The organism is Kineosporia succinea (assembly GCF_030811555.1).
Classification (GTDB): domain Bacteria; phylum Actinomycetota; class Actinomycetes; order Actinomycetales; family Kineosporiaceae; genus Kineosporia; species Kineosporia succinea.
The window spans coordinates 4,119,187-4,139,155 of sequence record NZ_JAUSQZ010000001.1 but is presented as its reverse complement, the minus strand read 5'-3'; the positions used below and the strand labels follow the sequence as shown (position 1 = coordinate 4,139,155).

General features: G+C 69.1%; 17 protein-coding genes, 2 tRNA genes and 1 pseudogene. 6 read left to right on the top strand and 14 right to left on the bottom strand.

What is annotated here, in order from left to right:
• Positions 1 to 345: 345 nt before the first annotated feature.
• The 5 genes from clpX to J2S57_RS17845 all read right to left on the bottom strand — a co-directional run bounded on the left by clpX (position 346) and on the right by J2S57_RS17845 (position 5,215).
• Positions 346 to 1,626 carry an ATP-dependent Clp protease ATP-binding subunit ClpX gene (gene clpX, locus J2S57_RS17865; RefSeq protein ID WP_307244353.1) on the bottom strand — a complete coding sequence of 427 codons (1,281 nt, stop codon included), beginning with the start codon at positions 1,624 to 1,626 and terminating at the stop codon, positions 346 to 348.
• A 118-nt stretch (positions 1,627 to 1,744) separates the two neighbouring features.
• Positions 1,745 to 2,449: an ATP-dependent Clp protease proteolytic subunit gene (locus tag J2S57_RS17860; protein ID WP_307244351.1), complete on the bottom strand. Its 705-nt coding sequence runs from the start codon at positions 2,447 to 2,449 to the stop codon at positions 1,745 to 1,747.
• Between the two features lie 75 nt (positions 2,450 to 2,524).
• On the bottom strand, positions 2,525 to 3,100 hold the full coding sequence (locus J2S57_RS17855; RefSeq protein ID WP_232810179.1) for an ATP-dependent Clp protease proteolytic subunit: 576 nt from the start codon (positions 3,098 to 3,100) through the stop codon (positions 2,525 to 2,527).
• Positions 3,101 to 3,541: 441 nt separating this feature from the next.
• Complete coding sequence (tig, locus tag J2S57_RS17850) at positions 3,542 to 4,906, bottom strand: trigger factor (protein ID WP_307244349.1); 1,365 nt, start codon at positions 4,904 to 4,906, stop codon at positions 3,542 to 3,544.
• Positions 4,907 to 5,141: 235 nt separating this feature from the next.
• Positions 5,142 to 5,215, bottom strand: a tRNA-Pro gene (locus J2S57_RS17845).
• Positions 5,216 to 5,341: 126 nt separating this feature from the next.
• Between J2S57_RS17845 and J2S57_RS17840 the strand changes: the two genes are divergently transcribed.
• Positions 5,342 to 5,412, top strand: a tRNA-Gly gene (locus J2S57_RS17840).
• A 91-nt stretch (positions 5,413 to 5,503) separates the two neighbouring features.
• On the opposite strand, the pseudogene J2S57_RS35550 reads toward J2S57_RS17840, so the two are convergent.
• Positions 5,504 to 5,632 (bottom strand): annotated as a pseudogene (locus tag J2S57_RS35550) (type II toxin-antitoxin system Phd/YefM family antitoxin); the annotation flags it as partial.
• Between the two features lie 260 nt (positions 5,633 to 5,892).
• On the opposite strand from J2S57_RS35550, the gene J2S57_RS17835 reads away from it, so the two are divergent.
• The 4 genes from J2S57_RS17835 to J2S57_RS17820 all read left to right on the top strand — a co-directional run bounded on the left by J2S57_RS17835 (position 5,893) and on the right by J2S57_RS17820 (position 8,688).
• A complete protein-coding gene (locus J2S57_RS17835) occupies positions 5,893 to 6,939 on the top strand; it encodes a hypothetical protein (RefSeq protein ID WP_307244347.1) in 1,047 nt (348 codons plus the stop codon).
• A gap of 2 nt (positions 6,940 to 6,941) precedes the next feature.
• Positions 6,942 to 7,244: a hypothetical protein gene (locus J2S57_RS17830; RefSeq protein WP_307244344.1), complete on the top strand. Its 303-nt coding sequence runs from the start codon at positions 6,942 to 6,944 to the stop codon at positions 7,242 to 7,244.
• A gap of 181 nt (positions 7,245 to 7,425) precedes the next feature.
• A complete protein-coding gene (locus J2S57_RS17825; protein ID WP_307244341.1) occupies positions 7,426 to 8,082 on the top strand; it encodes a YdcF family protein in 657 nt (218 codons plus the stop codon).
• 69 nt (positions 8,083 to 8,151) lie between these two features.
• Entirely contained in the window at positions 8,152 to 8,688 is a 537-nt protein-coding gene (locus J2S57_RS17820) for a GNAT family N-acetyltransferase (protein WP_307244338.1), read from the top strand.
• 4 nt (positions 8,689 to 8,692) lie between these two features.
• Here the strand turns inward: J2S57_RS17820 and J2S57_RS17815 are convergent, their stop codons facing one another.
• The 5 genes from J2S57_RS17815 to J2S57_RS17795 all read right to left on the bottom strand — a co-directional run bounded on the left by J2S57_RS17815 (position 8,693) and on the right by J2S57_RS17795 (position 14,852).
• Complete coding sequence (locus tag J2S57_RS17815) at positions 8,693 to 10,051, bottom strand: helix-turn-helix domain-containing protein (protein WP_307244335.1); 1,359 nt, start codon at positions 10,049 to 10,051, stop codon at positions 8,693 to 8,695.
• Between the two features lie 93 nt (positions 10,052 to 10,144).
• Entirely contained in the window at positions 10,145 to 11,062 is a 918-nt protein-coding gene (locus tag J2S57_RS17810; protein WP_307244333.1) for a VanW family protein, read from the bottom strand.
• Between the two features lie 129 nt (positions 11,063 to 11,191).
• Positions 11,192 to 11,980: a GNAT family N-acetyltransferase gene (locus J2S57_RS17805; RefSeq protein ID WP_307244332.1), complete on the bottom strand. Its 789-nt coding sequence runs from the start codon at positions 11,978 to 11,980 to the stop codon at positions 11,192 to 11,194.
• 30 nt (positions 11,981 to 12,010) lie between these two features.
• Positions 12,011 to 13,426, bottom strand: a complete 1,416-nt coding sequence (locus tag J2S57_RS17800) for a glutamine synthetase family protein (RefSeq protein WP_370882671.1) — start codon at positions 13,424 to 13,426, stop codon at positions 12,011 to 12,013.
• A gap of 94 nt (positions 13,427 to 13,520) precedes the next feature.
• Entirely contained in the window at positions 13,521 to 14,852 is a 1,332-nt protein-coding gene (locus J2S57_RS17795; protein WP_307244328.1) for a Rieske 2Fe-2S domain-containing protein, read from the bottom strand.
• 154 nt (positions 14,853 to 15,006) lie between these two features.
• Between J2S57_RS17795 and J2S57_RS17790 the strand changes: the two genes are divergently transcribed.
• The gene (locus J2S57_RS17790) at positions 15,007 to 15,702 is read left to right on the top strand and encodes a GntR family transcriptional regulator (RefSeq protein WP_307244325.1); all 696 of its coding nucleotides are present in this window, start codon (positions 15,007 to 15,009) and stop codon (positions 15,700 to 15,702) included.
• A 64-nt stretch (positions 15,703 to 15,766) separates the two neighbouring features.
• Here the strand turns inward: J2S57_RS17790 and J2S57_RS17785 are convergent, their stop codons facing one another.
• Genes J2S57_RS17785 through J2S57_RS17775 form a run of 3 tightly spaced genes read right to left on the bottom strand, consistent with a single transcriptional unit; the run spans position 15,767 to position 19,966 of the window.
• On the bottom strand, positions 15,767 to 17,659 hold the full coding sequence (locus tag J2S57_RS17785) for a primary-amine oxidase (RefSeq protein WP_307244322.1): 1,893 nt from the start codon (positions 17,657 to 17,659) through the stop codon (positions 15,767 to 15,769).
• Positions 17,656 to 18,756: an N-methyl-L-tryptophan oxidase gene (gene solA / locus J2S57_RS17780; protein WP_307244320.1), complete on the bottom strand. Its 1,101-nt coding sequence runs from the start codon at positions 18,754 to 18,756 to the stop codon at positions 17,656 to 17,658. Before solA ends, J2S57_RS17785 begins: the two co-directional genes overlap by 4 nt.
• A 1-nt stretch (position 18,757) precedes the next feature.
• Positions 18,758 to 19,966: an aminotransferase class V-fold PLP-dependent enzyme gene (locus J2S57_RS17775; protein WP_307244318.1), complete on the bottom strand. Its 1,209-nt coding sequence runs from the start codon at positions 19,964 to 19,966 to the stop codon at positions 18,758 to 18,760.
• Positions 19,967 to 19,969 lie beyond the last annotated feature (3 nt).

Sequence of the window (19,969 nt, the reverse complement as noted above, 5' to 3'; positions counted from 1 at the left end):
GATTGTTCATATCTGGTTATTGCGGGCAACCTTTCGGGCTCGGGCTTTTGGACGCACGGGGCACCGGCGGCGGTTCGGTCACCGGTGGCGGTCTGAGGCGGCTTGGGCAGTGAGCCGGCCTGGGGATTCGGCCTGGGGATTCGGCCTGGGCAGTCGGCCTGGGCAGTCGGCCTGGGCTGTCTGCCTCGGCTGTCGGCCTGGGCGGTGGGGTGGCCTGGGCAGTGGGGTGGCCTGGGCAGTGGGGTGGCCTGGGCAGTGGGGTGGCCTCGCGCCGGGCGCGCAACGCAAGAGGCGGCCGGCCCCTTTCGGGGGCCGACCGCCTCTGATTGCTGTCGCTCGTGCCGATCAGGCCGACTTGTCGCGCCGCTCCCGCGGTTTGCGCACCGGCGCCTCACGCGGCACCAGCGTCGGGTTGACGTTCTCCAGCACGACCTCGCGGGTGACCACGCAGCGGGCCACGTCGTCACGGCTGGGCACGTCGAACATCACCGGGAGGAGAACCTCCTCGACGATGGCCCGCAGGCCTCGCGCACCCGTACCGCGCAGGATCGCCTGGTCGGCGATCGCGTCGAGCGCGTCGTCGCTGAACTCCAGCTCCACACCGTCGATCTCGAACATGCGCTGGTACTGCTTGACCAGAGCGTTCTTCGGCCGGGTGAGGATGCGCACGAGCGCCTCCCGGTCGAGGTTCGAGACCGTGGTGATGACCGGCAGACGGCCGATGAACTCGGGGATGAGCCCGAACTTCAGCAGGTCTTCCGGCATCACGTCGGCGTACGAGTCGTTGTTCGCCTTCGCCTCGTGCAGGGGGGCGCCGAACCCGATGCCCCGCTTGCCGACGCGGGACTGGATGATCTGGTCCAGCCCGGCGAACGCGCCACCCACGATGAAGAGCACGTTGGTGGTGTCGATCTGGATGAACTCCTGGTGCGGGTGCTTGCGCCCGCCCTGCGGCGGCACCGAGGCCGTCGTCCCTTCCAGGATCTTCAGCAGCGCCTGCTGAACACCCTCGCCGGAGACGTCCCGCGTGATCGACGGGTTCTCCGACTTACGGGCGATCTTGTCGACCTCGTCGATGTAGATGATCCCGGTCTCGGCCTTCTTGACGTCGTAGTCAGCCGCCTGAATCAGCTTCAGGAGGATGTTCTCGACGTCCTCACCGACGTAACCGGCCTCGGTGAGGGCGGTCGCGTCGGCGATGGCGAACGGCACGTTGAGCATCTTGGCGAGGGTCTGTGCCAGATACGTCTTGCCGCAGCCGGTCGGCCCGATCAGGAGGATGTTCGACTTGGCGATCTCCACCGGCTCGTCACCGCGCCGGCCGGGCTCGCCCGCCTGGATCCGCTTGTAGTGGTTGTACACAGCGACAGCGAGGCTCTTCTTCGCCGGCGTCTGACCGACCACGTACTGCTCGAGGAAGTCGAAGATCTCCTTCGGCTTCGGGAGCTCGACCAGGCCGAGTTCACTGGCCTCGGCCAGCTCCTCTTCGATGATCTCATTGCACAGGTCGATGCACTCGTCGCAGATGTAGACGCCGGGCCCGGCGATGAGCTTCTTGACCTGCTTCTGACTCTTTCCACAGAAAGAGCACTTCAGCAGGTCGCCACCGTCTCCGATGCGTGCCACGCGCAGTCCTTCCTCCGGGGGGCTTGCTGGCGGTCGCCCGTCGGCATCCGACCGGCCCCAGCACCATTCAACGCCACTGGGACGCCGCTGTCAGCGGCACCCCTCTTCAATCGGCGTGTCAGGCGCCGGACGGGGTGGAGACCTGGGCGCCCTTGCGGCTACCCAGAACCTGGTCGATAAGGCCATATTCCAGGGCCTGCTGAGCGGTCAGGATCTTGTCACGCTCGATGTCGGTCTGCACCTGGTCCGACGTCTTGTTGGAGTGCAGCGCGATGGTGTCTTCCAGCCAGGTGCGCATACGCAGCACCTCGTTCGCCTGGATCTCGATGTCCGACGCCTGGCCGTAGTCGCCACCGGACATGGCTGGCTGGTGGATCAGCACGCGGGCGTTGGGCAGCGCCAGGCGCTTGCCCTTGGTGCCGGCCGCGAGGAGCACGGCGGCGGCCGAGGCGGCCTGGCCCAGGCAGACGGTCTGGATGTCCGGCTTCACGTACTGCATGGTGTCGTAGATCGCCGTGAGAGCGGTGAACGACCCACCGGGGCTGTTGATGTAGAGCGTGATGTCCCGGTCGGGGTCCTGGCTCTCCAGCACGATCAGCTGAGCCATGACGTCGTCGGCGGACGCGTCGTCGACCTGCACACCGAGGAAGATGATGCGGTCCTCGAACAGCTTCGTGTACGGGTCCATCCGCTTGAAGCCGTAGGCCGTGCGCTCCTCGAAGTTCGGGAGCACGTAGCGGCTGCTCGGCGCGGCGACCTGCGGGGAGGCGCTGCGACCGGAACCCGGCAGGTGCAGGCCTGCGTGGTGGTCGGGGTAGCTCATCGGGTCACTCCTGATGCTTGCTGAGGCCTGTGGGATCGATGTCGGACGGGGCGGTTCGGCGTGCCTGAGCGGGGCTCAGACGCCGGTGCCGCCGCCACCGCTGACGTCACGCGCGGAACGGACCACGTGGTCGACGATGCCGTACTCCAGGGCCTCCTGCGCGGTGAACCAGCGGTCGCGGTCGGAGTCCTTGGTGATGGTCTCGACCGTCTGCCCGGTCTGCGCGGCGATCAGCTCGGCCATCTGCTTCTTGATGTGAAGGATCTGCTCGGCCTGGATCTTGATGTCCGTCGCCGAACCGCCGATGCCGCCCAGCGGCTGGTGCATCATCACGCGGGCGTGGGGGGTGGCGGAACGCTTGCCCTTGGCGCCGGCGGTCAGCAGGAACTGCCCCATCGAGGCGGCCAGGCCCATCGCGATGGTGGCCACGTCGCAGGAGACGTACTGCATCGTGTCGTAGATCGCCATGCCGGCGGTCACCGAGCCACCGGGCGAGTTGATGTAGAGGTAAATGTCCTTGTTCGGGTCTTCCGCGGCGAGCAGCAGCATCTGCGCGCAGATCGCGTTCGCGTTCTCGTCGCGCACCTCGGAACCGAGGAAGATGATCCGGTCTTTCAGGAGACGGTTGTAGACGTGGTCGTCATAACCCATGCCGGGTGACGCCGAGCGGGCCACCGGCTGGTCGAACGAATTCGTCGCCGGGGCGCTCCCCGGAACGATCAAGTGGCTCACGATGTCGCTCCCCAAAACCTTGGCACCAATCCCCGGCGTACCGGGGAGTCCGGGTGACCACCCGGTGCATTGACCCTAACGCGACCAGCTCCCGGTGATCCTCCCCTACCGACCGTTGTTCGCTGTCGGCGCATCGGACTCACGGTGCATCAGCCATATGGCCTCTGACCAGGCGACACGCGGGAACGGGGCGCGGTGGCTCGTCGCCACACGTGCCCAATCGGCAGGATCCGCACCGTCTTTCACTTCTCGTCCAGGATTTATTGCCCGGGGACGACGTGGTAGCCGTACGCGGAAAGCAGAACCGGCACCCCGGCCGGCTCGGGAGCCGTGGGGTGCCGGTTGCGTGCTCGGCTTACGTCAGAGGGACGGCAGCGCGGCCGGGTCGTCCTTCTTGGCGCCCTCTTCGACCGCTTCGGTCTCCTCGGGAGCCTCCTCGGCGGCCTCTTCCTCGGTGGCCGGGAAGAGAGCGGTGAGGTCGATGTCGTTACCCGACTCGTCCTTCACCGAAGCGCGCTCGAGCACCTGGGCGAGGGCCTTGCGGCGGCCGACCTCGGCCACCATCGACGGCACCTGACCGGCCTGGTCGACGGCCTTGATGAACTCGTTCGGGTCCATCCGGTACTGCTGGGCGGAGGCGAGCAGGTACTCGATCAGCTCTTGCTGACCGACCTGGACCTCTTCCTTCTCGGCGATCGCGTCGAGCAGGAGCTGGGCCTTGAACGCCTTGCGGGCCTCGACCTCGACCTCTTCGCCGTGCGGGTCGTCCTCCGCCTTGTTCTCCTGCTCGAGGTGCTGCTTGACCTCGGCCTTGATGATGCCGTCGGGCACGGGGATCTCGACGCCGTCGAGCAGCTTCTCGAGGAGGCGCTCGCGGGCCTGGATGCCCTGCTGGTACTTCGCCTCCTGCTCGGCCTGCTCGGAGAGGCTGGCGCGCAGCTCCTCGAGCGTGTCGAACTCGGACGCCATCTGGGCGAACTCGTCGTCGGCCTCGGGCAGCTCGCGCTCCTTCACCGACTGCACGGTGACGGTGACGTGGGCTTCCTCACCGGCGCGGTCGCCACCGGCCAGCGGCGAGTCGAACGTGGTGGTCTCGCCGGCCGAGAGGCCCGGGAGCACCTCGTCCATGCCCTGGAGCATCTCGCCCGAGCCGACCCGGTAGGAGACGCCCTTGACCGAGTCGATCTCGTCGCCGTCGATCGAGGCGGTGATGTCGATGCTGAGGAAGTCGCCGTCGGCGGCCGGGCGCTCGACGGTGACGAGGGAGCCAAAGCGCTCGCGCAGCGTCTGGAGGCGCTCGTCGACCTGCTCGTCGCCGACCTTCACGTCGTCCACGACGACCTCGACCGCGTCGAGGGCGGGAAGCTCGAACTCGGGACGCACGTCGACCTCGGCGGTGAACGCCAGGTCACCGCCGGTGGCCGGGTCGGGCACGGACGTGACGTCGACCTCGGGCTGGCCGAGCGGGCGGATCTCGGTCTCCTCGACGGCCTGCGAGTAGAAACCGGGAAGCGCGTTGTTCACGGCCTCCTCGATCACGACGCCCCGGCCGAACCGCTGGTCGATGATGCGCGGCGGCACCTTGCCCTTGCGGAAACCGGGGACCGTGACCTGCGTCGCGATGTTCTTGTACGCGGCGTCCATGCTCGGCTTGAGTTCGTCGAAGGGCACCTCGACGGTCAGCTTGACCCGGGTGGGGTTGAGGGTCTCGACGGCGCTCTTCACGAGGGGACTTCTCCTGGCCTTTGGACAACTGAGGACGATGTGGCCAGCTGTCGGTCCCGGCAGCCGGTGCGCGATCGCGCGCCTGGGAGCAGGACAGGCATCATGGCCTTCGGCACATCCTAGCCGCGCTACGAAGGCGCGCAGGACATGCCCGACCCACCCTAGCCACTATTCGTGACCGAGAGCTCGCTCAAGCCCGTGACCAGGCCAGATGTTCGGCGCATCACTGCGCTCGTCGGGGTACCCGGATTCGAACCGGGGGCCTTCCGCTCCCAAAGCGGACGCGCTACCAAGCTGCGCCACACCCCGCCGACACCCATGGAGGCCGTGCTCGTGGTCCGACCGACCGGGTGACAGGCAGTAGGCTACGACACGTTGGCGGAACCGTTCGCCCGGTTTCCGGATTTCCGGGTATCGTGCAGACTGCTCCACCGCGCGGGTGTAGCTCAATGGTAGAGCCCCAGCCTTCCAAGCTGGTCATGCCGGTTCGATCCCGGTCACCCGCTCCGCTGCGAAGGGCCAGGTCAGAGGCGGGCAGCCTCCGATCCTGGCCCTTCGTCACGAGGCTGACATCGCCTGCCGTGCCAGACGGGCCGTTCACGGGCCACCATCTGATCCACTCTCGCTGATCAGGTCATGGTGCTCGAAGTCGTCGGCCTCCACGCGGGCGACACTGTCGAGCAGGCGACGGGCATTAGCCGGCGAACGCAGCAGGTAGCGCGTTTCCGCCAGGGAGCGCCAGAGATGTTCCGGCGTCGAGAAAGCCGCCCCCGGCTTTGGACGCGATCTCCTCGTCATCGTTGACCTTTCGATGAGCGGAACGGATGTTTGCGCACCTCACTTGCCGGCATGGCCTTGGCAACCTCCAAGTCGCACCACAGCGCGCTACCGCTCAGAGTGGGTGGAGAGCTCGTGAGTTGAATAGGACCTGTCCCGGCACCTTCACGCCCTTGCTCTCTCCGGGTACGTATCGATAGTCATGGACGGTGACGAACCGGACACAGGAGATCGAGCGATCCCTGTCCGCGCTCGCCACCGCACTGCATCAGCACCACGAGCAGACCACCGGCGCGAGCACCGCGGTGGAGGAACGGGCGCTGAGCTGCTGGGAGCACGGCTGGGACTCCGTGGCCCAGGGATACGAGGCCGCCTCGGAATACCTGGGTGAGGTCGCCGGAGAACTGGCCGAAGTGTCTGACCGAACCGATCGCTGTTTGAGCGTCCTCCAGCAACTGCACGGCGAGCACGGTCTGACGGGGGTCGCCGACCAACTGTCGGCGGCAACGTCTGAGATCGACATCGGCCTGGACCGGGTGCTGGCTCAACTCGCCGAAACCCATTCCGTCCTCGCCGCGACCGGCGAGGAGTACTTCGCTGAATTCCTTCACCGCCTGATCGAGACGATCCAGGGGTCGGCCGAGGCACTCACGACGCTCCAGAACGACATCGCCGATGAACTGGCATCCTCCGCCGCGGGCAGAACAACCGGAGGCAAACCGGAAAGCGAACCGTCTGGCACTCTGGCCGCGATCCGGACACGCATCACAGAGCTAAGCCGCCAAGGCCATTCCCCGCAACGCCACGGCACCCAGGTCACTGACCGGCAACTCACCGACCGGGCTCTCTGGGGCATCGACCCGATGACCGGAACCACCACCGACGGCGTCCACGGCGGCACTCATCAGTACAGCCGTAACGCCACCAAGTTCACGAGCGACGAAGCACTGATCCGGGCCGACCAGCACATCCGCTCGACGAGCGAGTACTCGGCCAAGGAAAGAGAGTGCCAGACCACAGGACGCCGCACATTCGTGGTCCGGGCCCCGTTGAAGGATGTCTTCGGCCCGGACTACCTCAACCAGGTGAAGGGGATCCGGCGCACCGGATCTCAACGAAGGCCGACAGGCGACCCACCAGGCAGCACTCCCCCAGAGCAGTCGGACCTTCATGACGGATTCGTCCACGCCGTCTTCCGCAGGACCAGCGACGGCGAATACCATCTCACCACTATGTATCCGGACCCCAAGGAATGAACGTGACCACAGACCCCGACATCAAAACCTTTCTGGATTTCTCCGCAGGTGCCATGAACATTAACGGACTCATCCGAAACTGGGAAAACGAGTTCGTCGAAGAGATGGAGAATCTGAAGATCGAATCTCTGAGAACCAGCTTCCGCCAGGGTTTCGCCAAGAGCCTGAACGGCCAGATCACCCCGCTCGAGTACGAACGCGCAACCGGATGGGAGTTCGACACCCAGGAAGAACTGCACGATCACCTGAAAGCACTCTGGGCCAGATTCTACGGCGACGCCAATCCCGAGGACGGCCTCAAGTGAATGCCGATACCCGCAACGCCCGGGCACAGATGCCATACCGCACCGGGATTCAGGGAATGTCTCCCCGTCCTCGTCGACACCGACTGACTCGCAGCCCGACCGGCATCCCGACCGTTATGCAGGTTCGCGAGCGCTCTACCGAAACGCCCGGCCCGGCATCCCGACCGATCAGCGAGGTCCGTTGACCGCCCAGCTCCCCCCGAACGTCCGTACCGCCGTTCGCGTCCTGTGGGACTACCACGACCTTCACCACGTCCTGACCCCTACGGACCTCGGAATCGGTCTCGGCAGTCACGATCTCGGCGTGGCCACCTGCGCGGCACAGCTCTACCTGGGCGGCACCGTGCCGTTCATCGTCTTCACCGGTGCCAACGCCCCCACGACCATCGAGCGCTTCCCCCGTGGCGAGGCGGTGCACTACCGCGAGCACGCTCTCGGCCTCGGGGTGCCGGACGAGGTCGTCCTGGTCGAGTCCCGGGCCCGGAACACCGGCGAGAACATCACCTTTAGCCGGGATCTGCTGCGCGAGCGCGGAGTCGAGCCCCGTTCCGTCACTCTCGTCACGCGTCCCTACCAGCAGCGCCGCGCCTATGCCACGTGCCGCAAGCTGTGGCCCGAGGTCGGGACCGTGCAGTGCGCGTCCCTGCCCCTGGCGCTCGACGACTACGTCGCCCGTATCGGTGATGCCGACCGCGTGGTGAGCATGCTCGTGGGAGACACCCAGCGCATCGAGGTCTACGCCGACCGGGGTTTCGCCGTGGAGCAGCCCGTGCCCGACGAGGTGCGCGCCGCGTTCCACGAGCTCGTCGACGCCGGTTACACGTCCCGCCTGATCTGAGCGCCCACCCCGGACGAGGACAATTCCGGGTCCGGGCCACGTCACCGGCGCCCCTGCCAGAATGACGCCGTGATCACCGTCGCCACCCCCGCCGACCGCCCGGCCGTCGTCCGCATGCTCGTCGCGGCCTTCGTGACCGACCCGTTCCTGCGGCTCGCCTTTCCCGATGACGCCGAGTACCCCGCCGGGGCGGAGGCGTTCTTCGGGCACCTCTTCGACCAGCGCGTCGGGCACGGCACGGTCTGGATCGCGGACGGCGGCACCGCGGCCGCGCTCTGGGAGCCGCCGGGCATCACCTTGAAACCGGAACTGCGACTGGATGAACCGGCCCGTTCCCGGATGCGCGCCTATGACGACGCCGTGCACCACGCCCTGCCCGCCGAACCCTTCTTCTACCTGGGTGTTCTCGGCACCCATCCGGATCACCAGGGGCGCGGGCACGGGCGGGCCGTGATGGCCGCCGGACTGGAAGAGGCTGCCCGGCAGAATCTTCCGGCCTACCTGGAGACCACCAATCCGGGCAACGTCGCCCTGTACGAGCGGGCCGGCTGGAGGGTCACCGCCGAGCTCGACAGTCCTCTGCCCGTCTGGGTGATGAAGCAGTAGAACCTCAGTCGGGGTAGTACTTCCACTCTCGCTGGTCGTACATCCAGTAGTAGTGCGGCCGTCCGGGAACTCCCGTGGTGCGGAACGGCTTTCCGTGGTCGTCGATGCGCAGCGTGCCGTGCCGGCCGCCCGAGCTCCAGTCCAGCTCCAGGTACCAGCTCACGTCGTGCTTCTCGACCACCGCGGCGACCTGCAGCTGCACCGGGTCACTGCTGCTGGTCTTCAGCGGAAGTGTGTTACCGGCCGCGGATCTCGGCTTCGGCTGGGGCATGTCCAGGTTCACGTCGAAGATCGCCGTGTCCACCTTGCCCCCGCAGCCGTCGCCGAGCACGAACACGTTCCCGGCCGTCGGCGTCTCCTTCGACTCGACGGTGCGCACGTTCAGCGACTCCAGCACCACCGTGTCGTTGCCGGTGCCCTGAACCGTCACGGTCAGGTCGTGATGGTGGGTCACCACACCGTCGAGCGCACTCACCCAGGCCGAGGTGTCCGGCACGTCGACCGGCGGGGGCACCTGGTCGGCGGTGCTGTCGACCAGGATGTCGCGGGCACACAGGGTGAACGGGGTCACGAGCACGTCGAGCGGTGCCGGGGGGCCGACGGTGGACGGCGCGGTCACCGGCGTCGCCCCGTCACCTCCCGGGGTCCCCGAGGAGGAGCCGTTCACGACGTTCAGCACGCCCAGCGGCACGCCGACCGCGAGCGCCACCGCGCCCACGACAGCCAAAGCCCCGAAACGGCGGCGCCGGGCCGACGGCACGGGCGGCGAAGAGATGGTCTCGGTGGGGTGCGGCCCGGAGGCCGCGCCATCGGTCTGCATCGAATCCTCCGTGTCCACCCCCGATTCCGGGTGATGGTCGTCCCGGGAACCCGGGACCGGTGCGACCGACGCGACCGCGTCGTCCGCCCTGGACAGGCCGTCGTTCGCGAGGCCCGAGCGGGACTGGCCGTCGCTCGCGAGGCCCGAGGGTGATTGGCCGTCGTTCGCGAGGCCCGAGCGTGATTGGCCGTCGTTCGCGAGCCCGGCCGCCGGGACACCGGCACCCGCGTCGGGAACCGGTGCCGACGCGTCCTCGAGCTGATCGCCCGGCGCGGCCGAATCGTCGCGCCGGGCCCGCCGCTCGAGCGCGTCGGCCCAGCGACGGTTCAGCTCGGCCAGTTCGGTGGGACTCGCCTTGCACAGCCGGGCGAACCGCTCGACCGGCGCGAACTCCAGCGGCACCGTCTCGCCGTTGCAATAGCGGTGCAGGGTGGACGTGCTGGAGTGGAGCCGCCGGGCGAGGACGCCGTAGCTGAGGCCCGATCGTTCCTTCAGCGTCAGCAGCATCGCGGCCAGGCTGTCCTGGCCGGCCTGCTCGTCCATCGTGCGCTCCGGTCCGCTCGGCTCACCGGGACGGAAATCGCCCGGGAAGCCGCATCTTGCCCTAACCGCCGCGAGCGCCGCGAACCCCCGAAGTCACAGCCGTCTGCCGGGTGTGCGGTCGGTGTAGGTGACGGTCGGGTCGTACATCACGCGAGCGCGGTTCTTCTTGAGCAGCTCCTCACCGACGTGGTTGCCGGTGCGCCGGTCGATCACCCGCCGCCAGATCTCGTTGCTGCGCCACCAGACGCCGCGCAGCTGCTGGAACCGCTCCTGCCGGGCCTCGACGTGGTAGCTGTGCGCGGGCATCACGGCGGCCCGCAGTTCCCCCTCGAGATGGGTCTCCCCCACGCGGATCCGCAGTTGGTAGGGCACGTCGGTGTCGTTGCGCAGCTGCAGGTCGATGTAGTTGTAGAAGATGGACGTCCCGGTCCCCCAGGGGATCACGCGGCCGGAGTCGGGGAACGGGTCGAAGCTGTGCTCCGAGCGCTCGACGATCGTCAGTGGGCTGTGCAGGGCCATCCAGTGCAGCAGGTTCGCGGCCTGGCAGATGCCCCCGCCGATGTCGGGCCTCACCTCGCCGCCGGACAGGAACATCCCGACGACGTAGCCCTTCTTCGCGGTGGCCCGGCCGACCAGCCGGCAGAACGAGAACGTCTCGCCGGGTGCGATGACGACCCCGTCGAGCTGGCCGGCGGCGATGCGCAGGTTGATGACCTTGTTGCGCTGGAGCCACATGTCGGCGTCGCCGAGCTGCCTGAGCAACAGCGAGCGGTGACGCTTCACCAGCACGGGCAGCGGTTCGGTGCTGCGGGTACGGGTGAAGGTCGCACCACCGACGAGCCACTTCACCCGGCGGCGCATCCGGAAGTACGTGACCGCGAGGGGCAGGATCCAGGGCCAGCGCTCGCTGGGGCGGATCGGGGGCAGCCGGGTCTTGATGACGGACGCGTCGGTGGGCTCGGGCGCACCGGTGCCGGCGGGGAGATCGGCGGGGAGGGGAACGGCAGGCATCAGGCGGCCTTTCGCAGCGGGATCGGGGTGGCCCCAGCCTGCGGCCGGCCTTGTCCCGCCGTCCCCGGATCGGCCCGCCTGGGACGTTCCACCCCGTCCCACCTGCGACGACGCCGACCGGCCGGAACGTCAGCCGAAGGGCGGGCGCTGCAGTTGCACCTGGTGCTCGGTGTCCTGGAAGCCGAGGGCGCGGTACAGGCGGATCGCGTGGTACCCCGGGTCGGCCACGATGACCAGCTCGCGTACGTCCGGGCGGTGCAGGCCCCACTCGCCGAGCTGGTGCACCAGCGACGAGGCCAGGCCGCGCTGCCGGAACCCCGGGTGGGTCTCCACGTTCTGGTAGCGGGCAACCCCCTCGCCGTCGGTGTAGAGCCCGGCGCCGCAGCGCATCGTCCCCTCGACGAAGGCGCCGAACCAGACCCCGTGCCCGGCCTCGGCCAGCCGGCGGTGCTCGGCCACCTTGCGCCGCAGGTACCCCGCGTGGGCCGGGGTCACGCGGACCTCGTCGAGTGCCAGGCGCAGCTGCACCGCCTGCTCCCAGTCGGCGTCACCGAACAGCGGGCGGATCTCGGCGTCGGCCGCGGCCGGCGCCCGCAGCGCGGAGGCGGTGAGCACGGTGTCGACGAGAACGTCCAGGCCCAGGTCGATCGCGCCGTCGATGTCCCCGACCGTGCCGTCGGGACGGTCGAGACCGAGTGCGACGTGCGGCGCCTCGGGGAACTCACGGGCGAACTCCCGCACCCAGCCCGGCCACTCCCCCGGGCCGGGCCGTTCCCGCAGCAGCAGGAAGTTGCCCCACCAGTACGCCGGGTTCGACGGTGTGCGCACGACCAGGTGCGACCCGCGGTCGGAGACATCGGAGCCACCCAGCCCGCGCAGCATCAGATCGGTCCGGTACCCCAGCGACGCCACCCTCATGCCGTGCAGGGTAGTGATCGGCCACCGGACTCAGAACATCCCGAGGTACTCCCTCTGCTCCCAGTCCGAGACGTGCAGCAGGTAGCGCTCGAACTCGCGGCGCTTGATCGCGGCGTACCAGGCCACCGTGTCGGCCCCCAGCGCGTCGGCGAAGACCGGATCGTGTTCCAGCGCCTCGACCGCCTCGCCGAGCGAGCGCGGAAGTCGGGGCGCATCACTCTCGTAGGGGTTCGCGACCGGTTCCCGCAGCGCCAGGCCGCGCCGCATCCCGTCCAGGCCGCTGACCAGTTGCGAGGCGATGTAGAGGTACGGGTTCGCGGCCGGCTCACCGGTGCGGTTCTCCAGCCGGGTGCCCGCGCCGCCGATGACGGCCCGCACCATCGCCCCCTTGTTGTCCACGCCCCAGGCCACCCGGTCCGGCGCCAGCGAGTAGGGCTGATAACGCTTGTACCCGTTGACGGTCGGGGTGCTGAAGGCCGCCGCACCCCGGGCGTGCGTGAGCAGGCCCTCCAGGTAACCGCGGGCCACCGGGGAGAGGCCGTCCGGCGCCGCGAACACCGGCTGCCCCGATTCGGCCGAGGTGAGCGACTGGTGCAGATGCCAGCCGGTGGAAGCGCTCTCGGCACCCTGCGGCCTCGACATGAACGTGGCCTCGTAGCCCAGGCGCCGCGCGATCTGGCGCACGGCACTGCGGCACAGCACCACCGCGTCGGCCGTCTCCGCCGCGTCCGCGGCCTCCATCGTGATCTCCAGCTGGCTCGGCCCGAACTCCAGCTCGATCGACCGCAGCGGCAGGTCGAGCGCCGTCAGCCCCCGGTAGAGCGCCTGCACCAGGTCGTCGAAGGTGTCCAGGCCCTCTTCGTGCAGCAGCTGGGAACCGGGGGAGGTCGGTTCCATCCGGGGTCCGGCCCCGGGAACGCCCGCGACGGGACGGAAGACGTGGAACTCCAGCTCCGCCCCCACCGTCATCCGGTAGCCGGTGCGCTCCAGCTCCGACAGCTGGCGCCGCAGCAGGTCCCGGGTGCTGAACGCCACGTCCGACCCGTCGGGGAAACGCAGGTCGCAGAGGATCCACCCGGTGCGCGCGGCCCAGGGCAGCACCCGGAACGTGGTCGGGTCGGGCACCAGCACCACGTCACCCGCCCCGGAGAGCTGACGGACCCCGAGTCCGGCGTCAGGTGCGAAGACCGGGAACACGGACTTGCCGGACGTGTCCTTCAGCAGCAGCGAGCTGGGCGCGGTGAGACCCGAGCGCATGGCCGCGGCGACGGCGGAGCGGGCGATCGTCTTGCCGCGCAGCAGACCGTGCTGGTCGACGAACGCGAATCGAACCATCTCCAGGCCGATCTCGTCGATCACCCGGCGCATCTGGGCCGAGGCGGCGTACTGCGCCTCGCTCCGGAGCCCGAACTCGTCGACGAACCCCCCGCGGTCCTTGGCCAGCATCGGGCGGGCGCTGCGCCCCTCACCCGCCGCGGCCACGTCGCGCTCGTCGTGGTTGCGCCGGGCCGGCCCCGGGAAGGCGAGTGCAGACGCGTCGTCAGGCATCGGCGTTCTCCGGTGACCGGGAGGCCCACGGGGAAGCCTGCCGGCGCTCGGCATCCACGGAAACCCAGTGTTCCTGCCAGTTCTCGTTGGCCGCGGTGGTGTCGACCGCGAGCGGTCCGGTGCAGGCGGCGGCCTCCGTCTCGTCGAGCGGGTGCGCGGGCAGCCGCCCACCGGCGGCGAACGCGTCGATCGCCTTCAGCAGCAGCCGGCGGTTCGCGGTGACGGCCCGGTCGGAGACGCCGAGACGCTCGACGGTGCGGTCCTGGATCGGGCCCATGCTCTCCACCGCCCACTGGTCGTGGACGTTGATGTCCAGGCCCATGCCGGTGTAGGTGGTCGTTCTCTGCTCGACCGGATCGAAACCCCAGTCGTTGGAACGGTTTCGCAGCGGGCGGTAGTCGGGCAGGCTGACCTCGGCCAGGCGCTGCCGCAGAAGTGTCTCCTTGTCGGTCTTCTCGGCGTAGTCGTACCAGATCATGTACCAGTAGTGATGGTGGTCGTCGATCGGCACGTGCCACTGCGTGAACACCTTGGTCCTGCCGAACGGCACCACGAAGGCGTTGGGGAACAGCAGATTCGTGACCCGCACATGCTTGAGGGCCTCGGTCAGCTGCCGCACCGCGAACACCCGCAGGCCGTGGGCCGCGCTCTCCACCTCGATGTCGGGCCGGAAGTGGTCGCCGACCAGCTTGGACAGCTTCGTGCCGGTGCCCTCGACCTCCTCGCTGAACTGCTGGCCGTAGGTCTCGCGGGGGTCCTCGTCGATGAAGCGGTGCAGGAACGAGACGTGACTGGGATCGATGCCGCCCTCCACCCCCTGCAGCCAGTTGCACTCCCACAGGCCCTTGAACGCGAACGTGTACTCGTCGGGCGCGGCGAAGCAGTCGTAGTTCGGGAACGGCGGCGGATCACCGGCGCCCAGGTAGGCGAAGATGATGCCGTTCTTCTCCTGGCACGGGTAGCTCGAGACCCGGATCTTGTCGGCGAACCGGCTGTGCTCGGGCTCGGCGGGCTGGTCGACGCAACGACCGTCGGCGTTGAAGAGCCAGCCGTGGTAGAGGCAGCGCAGGCCACCGTCCTCCAGCCGGCCGTACGACAGGTCGACCCCGCGATGGGCGCAGTACCGGCTGATCAGACCCCAGGTGCGGTCGGGCTTACGGAAGAGCACCAGGTCTTCGCCGAACAGCCGCACCGCCTTGACCGGTTTCTCGTCGGACATCTCGGAGACCAGTGCCGCCGGCTGCCAGTAGGCCCGCATCAGCCCGCCCAGCGCGGTGCCCGGCCCGGTCCGGGTGAGCTTCTCGTTGTCCTCGCGCTTCAGCACCGACGACCTCCTCGACCAAAGCAGTGAATGGATCCCAACTTAACAGTCGTGGATCCCATTAGACAGACTTCCCACCCACACTTGTCGGACTTGGGTCCGATCCGTGGAGTTCTGCTAGCTTCGTCGAGTTGAGCTTTTCGCGAAGGGAACAACAGTGGACGCTGCATCGGGGCACGCCCTGGTGGACGACGTGGCAGCGCGCATCCGTGAGCGCATCATGTCGGGCGAGATCCCGATCGGCGCCCAGCTGCGGCAGGCCGAACTCGCCACCGACTTCGGGGTGAGCCGTACCCCGATCCGCGAGGCCCTGCGCCAGCTGCAGAGTGGCGGGCTGATCGAGGTGCTGCCCAATCGTGGCGCCGTGGTGCGGGTTCCGGCCCCCTGGGAGGTCCGCGAGGCCTACGAGGTGCGCGCCGAGCTCGAGGCATTGGCTGCCACCCGGGCGGTCGACCGGGTCACCGACGCCGAGCTCGACGAGCTGCGGCGCGCGAACCGGTCGATGTACGACCAGTCGTCGGCGGTGAGCCGCGGTGAGACCCCCGAGGCCACCGGCAAGCCCGCCAACGACGTCTTCCACACGCTGATCCTGACCATCTCGGCCAATGCCCGGCTGGGCCGCGCGGTCAACGACATCAACGAGACGTTCCCGCGCAACGTGTCGTCGGCCCTCATCGTCAACGACGCCCGGCAGCGCGAGGAGAACTTCCGCGAGCACGAGCGCATCGTGGCGGCGCTCGCGGCCGGTGACACCGAGGCGGCCGGCCGTGAGATGCGTGAGCACGTGCGCAAGGCCGGTGAGCACCTGGCGCACTGGTACGAGCGCCGGTCGAGCACGGTCTTCCGGGGGTAGATCCCCCAAGGCGACGATGAAGGACGCGTCGGTCGACGCGTCCTTCATTGTCGCCCTTGGTCTTTCAGTGACAGCACTCGTCGGCAGCGCCGTGGCTCATCGGCGCCGGCAGATCCAGCGACGGGTTGCGGTCGAAGAAGCCGTCCGGCTCCAGGCGCATGCCGAGGCGGTGCACCGGCATGATCGGCCACTCCTCCGGACGCGGCACGTGATGCACCCCGATCACCGGCCAGAGCACGAGTTCCGCACCGTCGAGCGACCGGTCGGCCTGCTGCCAGGCCTGGATGCCGTCGGCCCCCAGATCGGCCTGGTTCGGGTACTCCCCGGCGATGAACCGCTCGTTGCCGTCGAACACCGAGGCCCACAGGTGCTGCCCGACGAACGGCGCCTTGCGTTCCACCACGCTGCCCGGCTTTGCGAAGAGCCGTGCGGTGTTCTGGATCGACAGCCGGTACGCGGTCTTGTCGCCGTACCGGTTCACCGTGTCGTCGCTCTCGACCAGCCAGAACGTCGACGCGGCCGGATTGGCCCGGCGCGCAGCGGCTTTCTCGGTCAGCAGCGGGGTGCGTACCACCTTGCAGGCGTTGCCGTACGGGTTGAGCTCCTCGTCCTCCTCGACCTCGGAGTGCACCTCGTAGAGCCGGTTGACCGGGCCGTCGACGGCCATGTCCATGCGCATGCCGAAGTAGTGCTGGTGGTTCGGCGCCTGCACGTTGGGGCTGACGAGGCGCCCGTAGGCCGGCCGCGCGTCGTCGGCGATGCCCGAGACCGACATGACGCCGGTGAGCTTGATCTCCAGCTCGATCATGCCGTCCTGGTAGAACGACCAGTAGAAGCCGTAGTCGTAGTTGGCGACCGTGGCGAAGAACGAGACCACCAGACGCCGGGCGCGGCGCACGTCGGCCTCGCCGGTGCGGGTGTTCACGTGCTTCCAGAGGATCGAGTAGTCCTCCTCGTGCAGGCAGACCGCGTTCTTGATGGTGCGCGCGTCACCGTGGCCGTTCACCACCGCGGCGTCGAAGTAGCGGATCTCGCCCAGGCAGTCACAGCCCAGCTCGAGCGAGGCGGTGAGCGGTCCGGCGCCGTACTCGCCCCAGTCGAAGAAGTTCTTGCGGTAGGCCGTGGGGTCGGGGTCGAGGTAGGGCACGTACATCTCGTTCACCGCCGCGCGCTTCACGATCGACCGCCCGGCGTGGGTGATGTCGTGCAGCACCATGCCCTCGCGGTGCGTGAACCCGATGCGGAAGGCCCAGTCCTGCCAGGTGATCAGCTGCCCGTCGATGCCGAAACCGGGCCCCTCGGGCTGGATGATCTCGAGCGGGGACACCTCCCGGTCGGGACCCCAGCTGCCCGAACGGTAGTTGCCGTGCTCGGAGGCCATCGGCAGCACGCCGTGGTCTTCGATGGAGAGGACCTCGAGCGTCTCCAGGTCGATGATCGGCACCAGGCCGGCCACCGGACGGGCGTATCCGTTGTCGTCGGCGCTCTCGCGGTGCCACACCGTGCCCCACGAAAGCCGGCGGTCCTCGTAGCCCTCGGGCTCGAACCCGGTGATCGACTCGGGGTCGACCCAGACCAGCGACACGTCGGTGATCCCGCGCTTGGCCAGGGCGTCCTTCAGCCCCTGGTCCTCCCGGCAGGCCTGCGCCACGAGCCGGGCCTCCTCGCTGGAGACGCCGGGGCGCTTGGCGTCCACGTCCCGCCAGGTCGCCAGCGAGGCCTCGCGGTCGTCGCCGGCCGTCCAGGCCGCGACCTCCCACGCGGCGTGCGCGTCCGGGTTCATCACCACGGTGCGCACCGGGCGGCCCTGACCGGGGGCCAGGGCGCGGGCGAGGGCCTCGTCCACCGCGATACCCCAGAAGCGCGGCCGGTCACCGATGCGGGCGTCGGCCCGGACCAGGGCGATCACCCCGGCGATCTCGTCCTCGGTGAGCGGGTCGTTCCAGTGGCGCGTCACTGCGTACTCCTCACGTGATGGCGCTGTACGCCGACGAATTCCAGGTCTTCCCGCGGGTTCCCGAGCACCAGGTCGGCCACGGCCTCCCCCACGGCGGGACCGAACTTGAACCCGTGCCCGGAGCAGGCCGCGGCGACGGTGACGGCGGGCGACCAGGGCAGGGTGCCGATGACGAAACGTCTGTCGGCGGTCATGGTGTAGAGGCACGACGCGACCTCGGCCACCTCCGGCTCGATGCCCGGCACGTAGCTCGTCATCAGGGTGACCAGCTCGTCGATCTCGGCCGGCGTGGCCGGAGTCGCGGGTTCGTCCGGATCCCAGACCTTTCCGGCGTCGATTCCGGCCTTGAACCCGTTGCCGTCGGCGTCGGGAATGCCGAACACCAGGCCCTCCGGCCGGTCGACCGAGAAGCAGCCGAGCTGCGGCGGCTGCCCGGCGCTCTGCCCGGCGGCCAGGGTGACCGTGACGATGCGCCAGACCTCGAACAGGTGGGCCAGTTCGGGAACCAGTGTGCCGGACCAGGACCCGGCCGTGAGAACCAGCTTGCGGCAGCTGATCTCGCGACGGTCGGTGGTCACGACCACACCCTCCCCCTTCTGACGCCACGACAGCACGCTCTCGCCGAACGCGAGAACAGCGCCGTCGGCCACCGCACCTTCCTGAGCGCCCCTCAGCGCCGTCGAGGCCTCGAGCACTCCGGCGTCAGGATCGTGAACCCCCGCATACCCCTCCGGTGCGACGAATCCCGGCATGACCGCGGCCATCTCGGACCGGCCCTTCAGTACCGAGGTACCCGGCCCCTGCATACTCGACTCGCCCGCATAGGTGTAGAGACCTCCCGTGCGATGCAGGAGCGGGGTGCCGAAGGCCGCCTCCCAGCGGGCCCAGCCGGCGTAGGCCCTTTCCACGAGCGGGTTCCAGAGCTGGTTCGGGTAGGCCCGGCGGATCATCCGGGTGCGTCCGTGCGACGATCCCCGGCTGTGGCCCGGATCGAACCGTTCCAGCCCGAGCACCTCGACCCCGCGCCGGCTCAGCTCATGAACGGCGGCCGAGCCGTGAATCCCGAGCCCGACCACGACCACGTCGACGTCCGTCATGTCAGCCCCCCGTCGCGATCCGGGCGACCGCGTCCACCAGCGCAGCCATGTCGTCGTCATCGTTGTAGACGTGCACCGACGCCCGCACCACCGCGTCCACGCCCCGCGCGCCCAGGTCCCACTGCGCGTGCGAGGCCGGCACCGAGACCGTGCGCACGCCCAGCCGGCCGAGCTGCTCGTTCACCCGCAGCGGGGTGATGCCGTCGACGGTGAAGGTCACGATGGCGGACGGGGAGCACGGCGGATCCTGGACGGTCACCTTCGGTGTCTCCGCCAGACTTTCGCGCAGGGACGCGGCGCGGGCCACGAGATGCCGCTCGGTCTGCTCGGTTCCGAGGGACAGGGCCTCCTCGAGCGCCACCCCCAGCCCGACGCGTGCCCCGATCGACGCCTCCCAGGTCTCGAACCGGCGCGCCCCGGGCTTGAGTTCCCAGCTGGTGGACGCGGTCCAGACCGCCCCGCGCACGTCGGGTGCGGTCGGGGGGAGGTCGAGGCCGGCACTGACGTAGGCGAATCCGGTGCCGCGCGGGGCCCGGAGGAACTTGCGGCCGGTGGTGACGAGGACGTCGCACCCGATCTCGGTGACGTCGATGTGCACCTGGCCGACGGACTGCGTGGCGTCGAGCACGTAGCGGGCGCCGTGACGCCGGGCCAGGGCGCCGATCGCGGCGACCGGCTCGACCAGGCCGGACGAGGTGGGGATGTGCGCGACGCAGACCACGGCCGGGCCGCCGGAGGCGAGCTGCCCGTCGAGCGCGGTCAGGTCGATCGTGCCGTTCGGGTCGTTGGGCACGACCACCAGCTCGACGTCGTGCTCTCGGCCCAGGCTCATCAGGTGCAGCGCGTGGCTGACGTAGGTCGACCGGCTGACCAGCAGGCGACTCTTGTTCTCCCCGAGGCGGAGCGCGTCGACGATCGAGCGCAGGCCGGTGCTGGCACTGTCGAACAGCGCGATCTCCGGCGCCTGCGCCCCGATCAGCCGGGCCGCGTCGCCGTAGACCGCCTCGATCCGGTCGGCCACCTGGTGCGCGGCCTCGTACCCGCCGATCCGCTCCTCCAGCCGGAGGTGGTCGACCACGGCCTGCACCACCGAGGCGGTCGGCAGGGCCGAGCCCGCGGCATTGAAGTGATGCGTGACGGCCGCTCCCGGCGTGCGCGCCCGCTCGGCCGCCACGTCGATCGGGCCGCGCACCTGTAGCGAGCTCTCCACACC

Excerpts from the sequence above, each read along its gene's own strand:
- J2S57_RS17860 (WP_307244351.1), bottom strand. The coding sequence starts at position 2,449 with ATGAGCTACCCCGACCACCACGCAGGCCTGCACCTGCCGGGTTCCGGT.
- J2S57_RS17810 (WP_307244333.1), bottom strand. The coding sequence starts at position 11,062 with ATGCCTGCCGTTCCCCTCCCCGCCGATCTCCCCGCCGGCACCGGTGCG.
- J2S57_RS17855 (WP_232810179.1), bottom strand. The coding sequence starts at position 3,100 with ATGGGTTATGACGACCACGTCTACAACCGTCTCCTGAAAGACCGGATC.
- solA (WP_307244320.1), bottom strand. The coding sequence starts at position 18,756 with ATGACGGACGTCGACGTGGTCGTGGTCGGGCTCGGGATTCACGGCTCG.
- J2S57_RS17800 (WP_370882671.1), bottom strand. The coding sequence starts at position 13,426 with ATGCTGGCCAAGGACCGCGGGGGGTTCGTCGACGAGTTCGGGCTCCGG.
- J2S57_RS17815 (WP_307244335.1), bottom strand. The coding sequence starts at position 10,051 with ATGGACGAGCAGGCCGGCCAGGACAGCCTGGCCGCGATGCTGCTGACG.
- J2S57_RS17805 (WP_307244332.1), bottom strand. The coding sequence starts at position 11,980 with ATGAGGGTGGCGTCGCTGGGGTACCGGACCGATCTGATGCTGCGCGGG.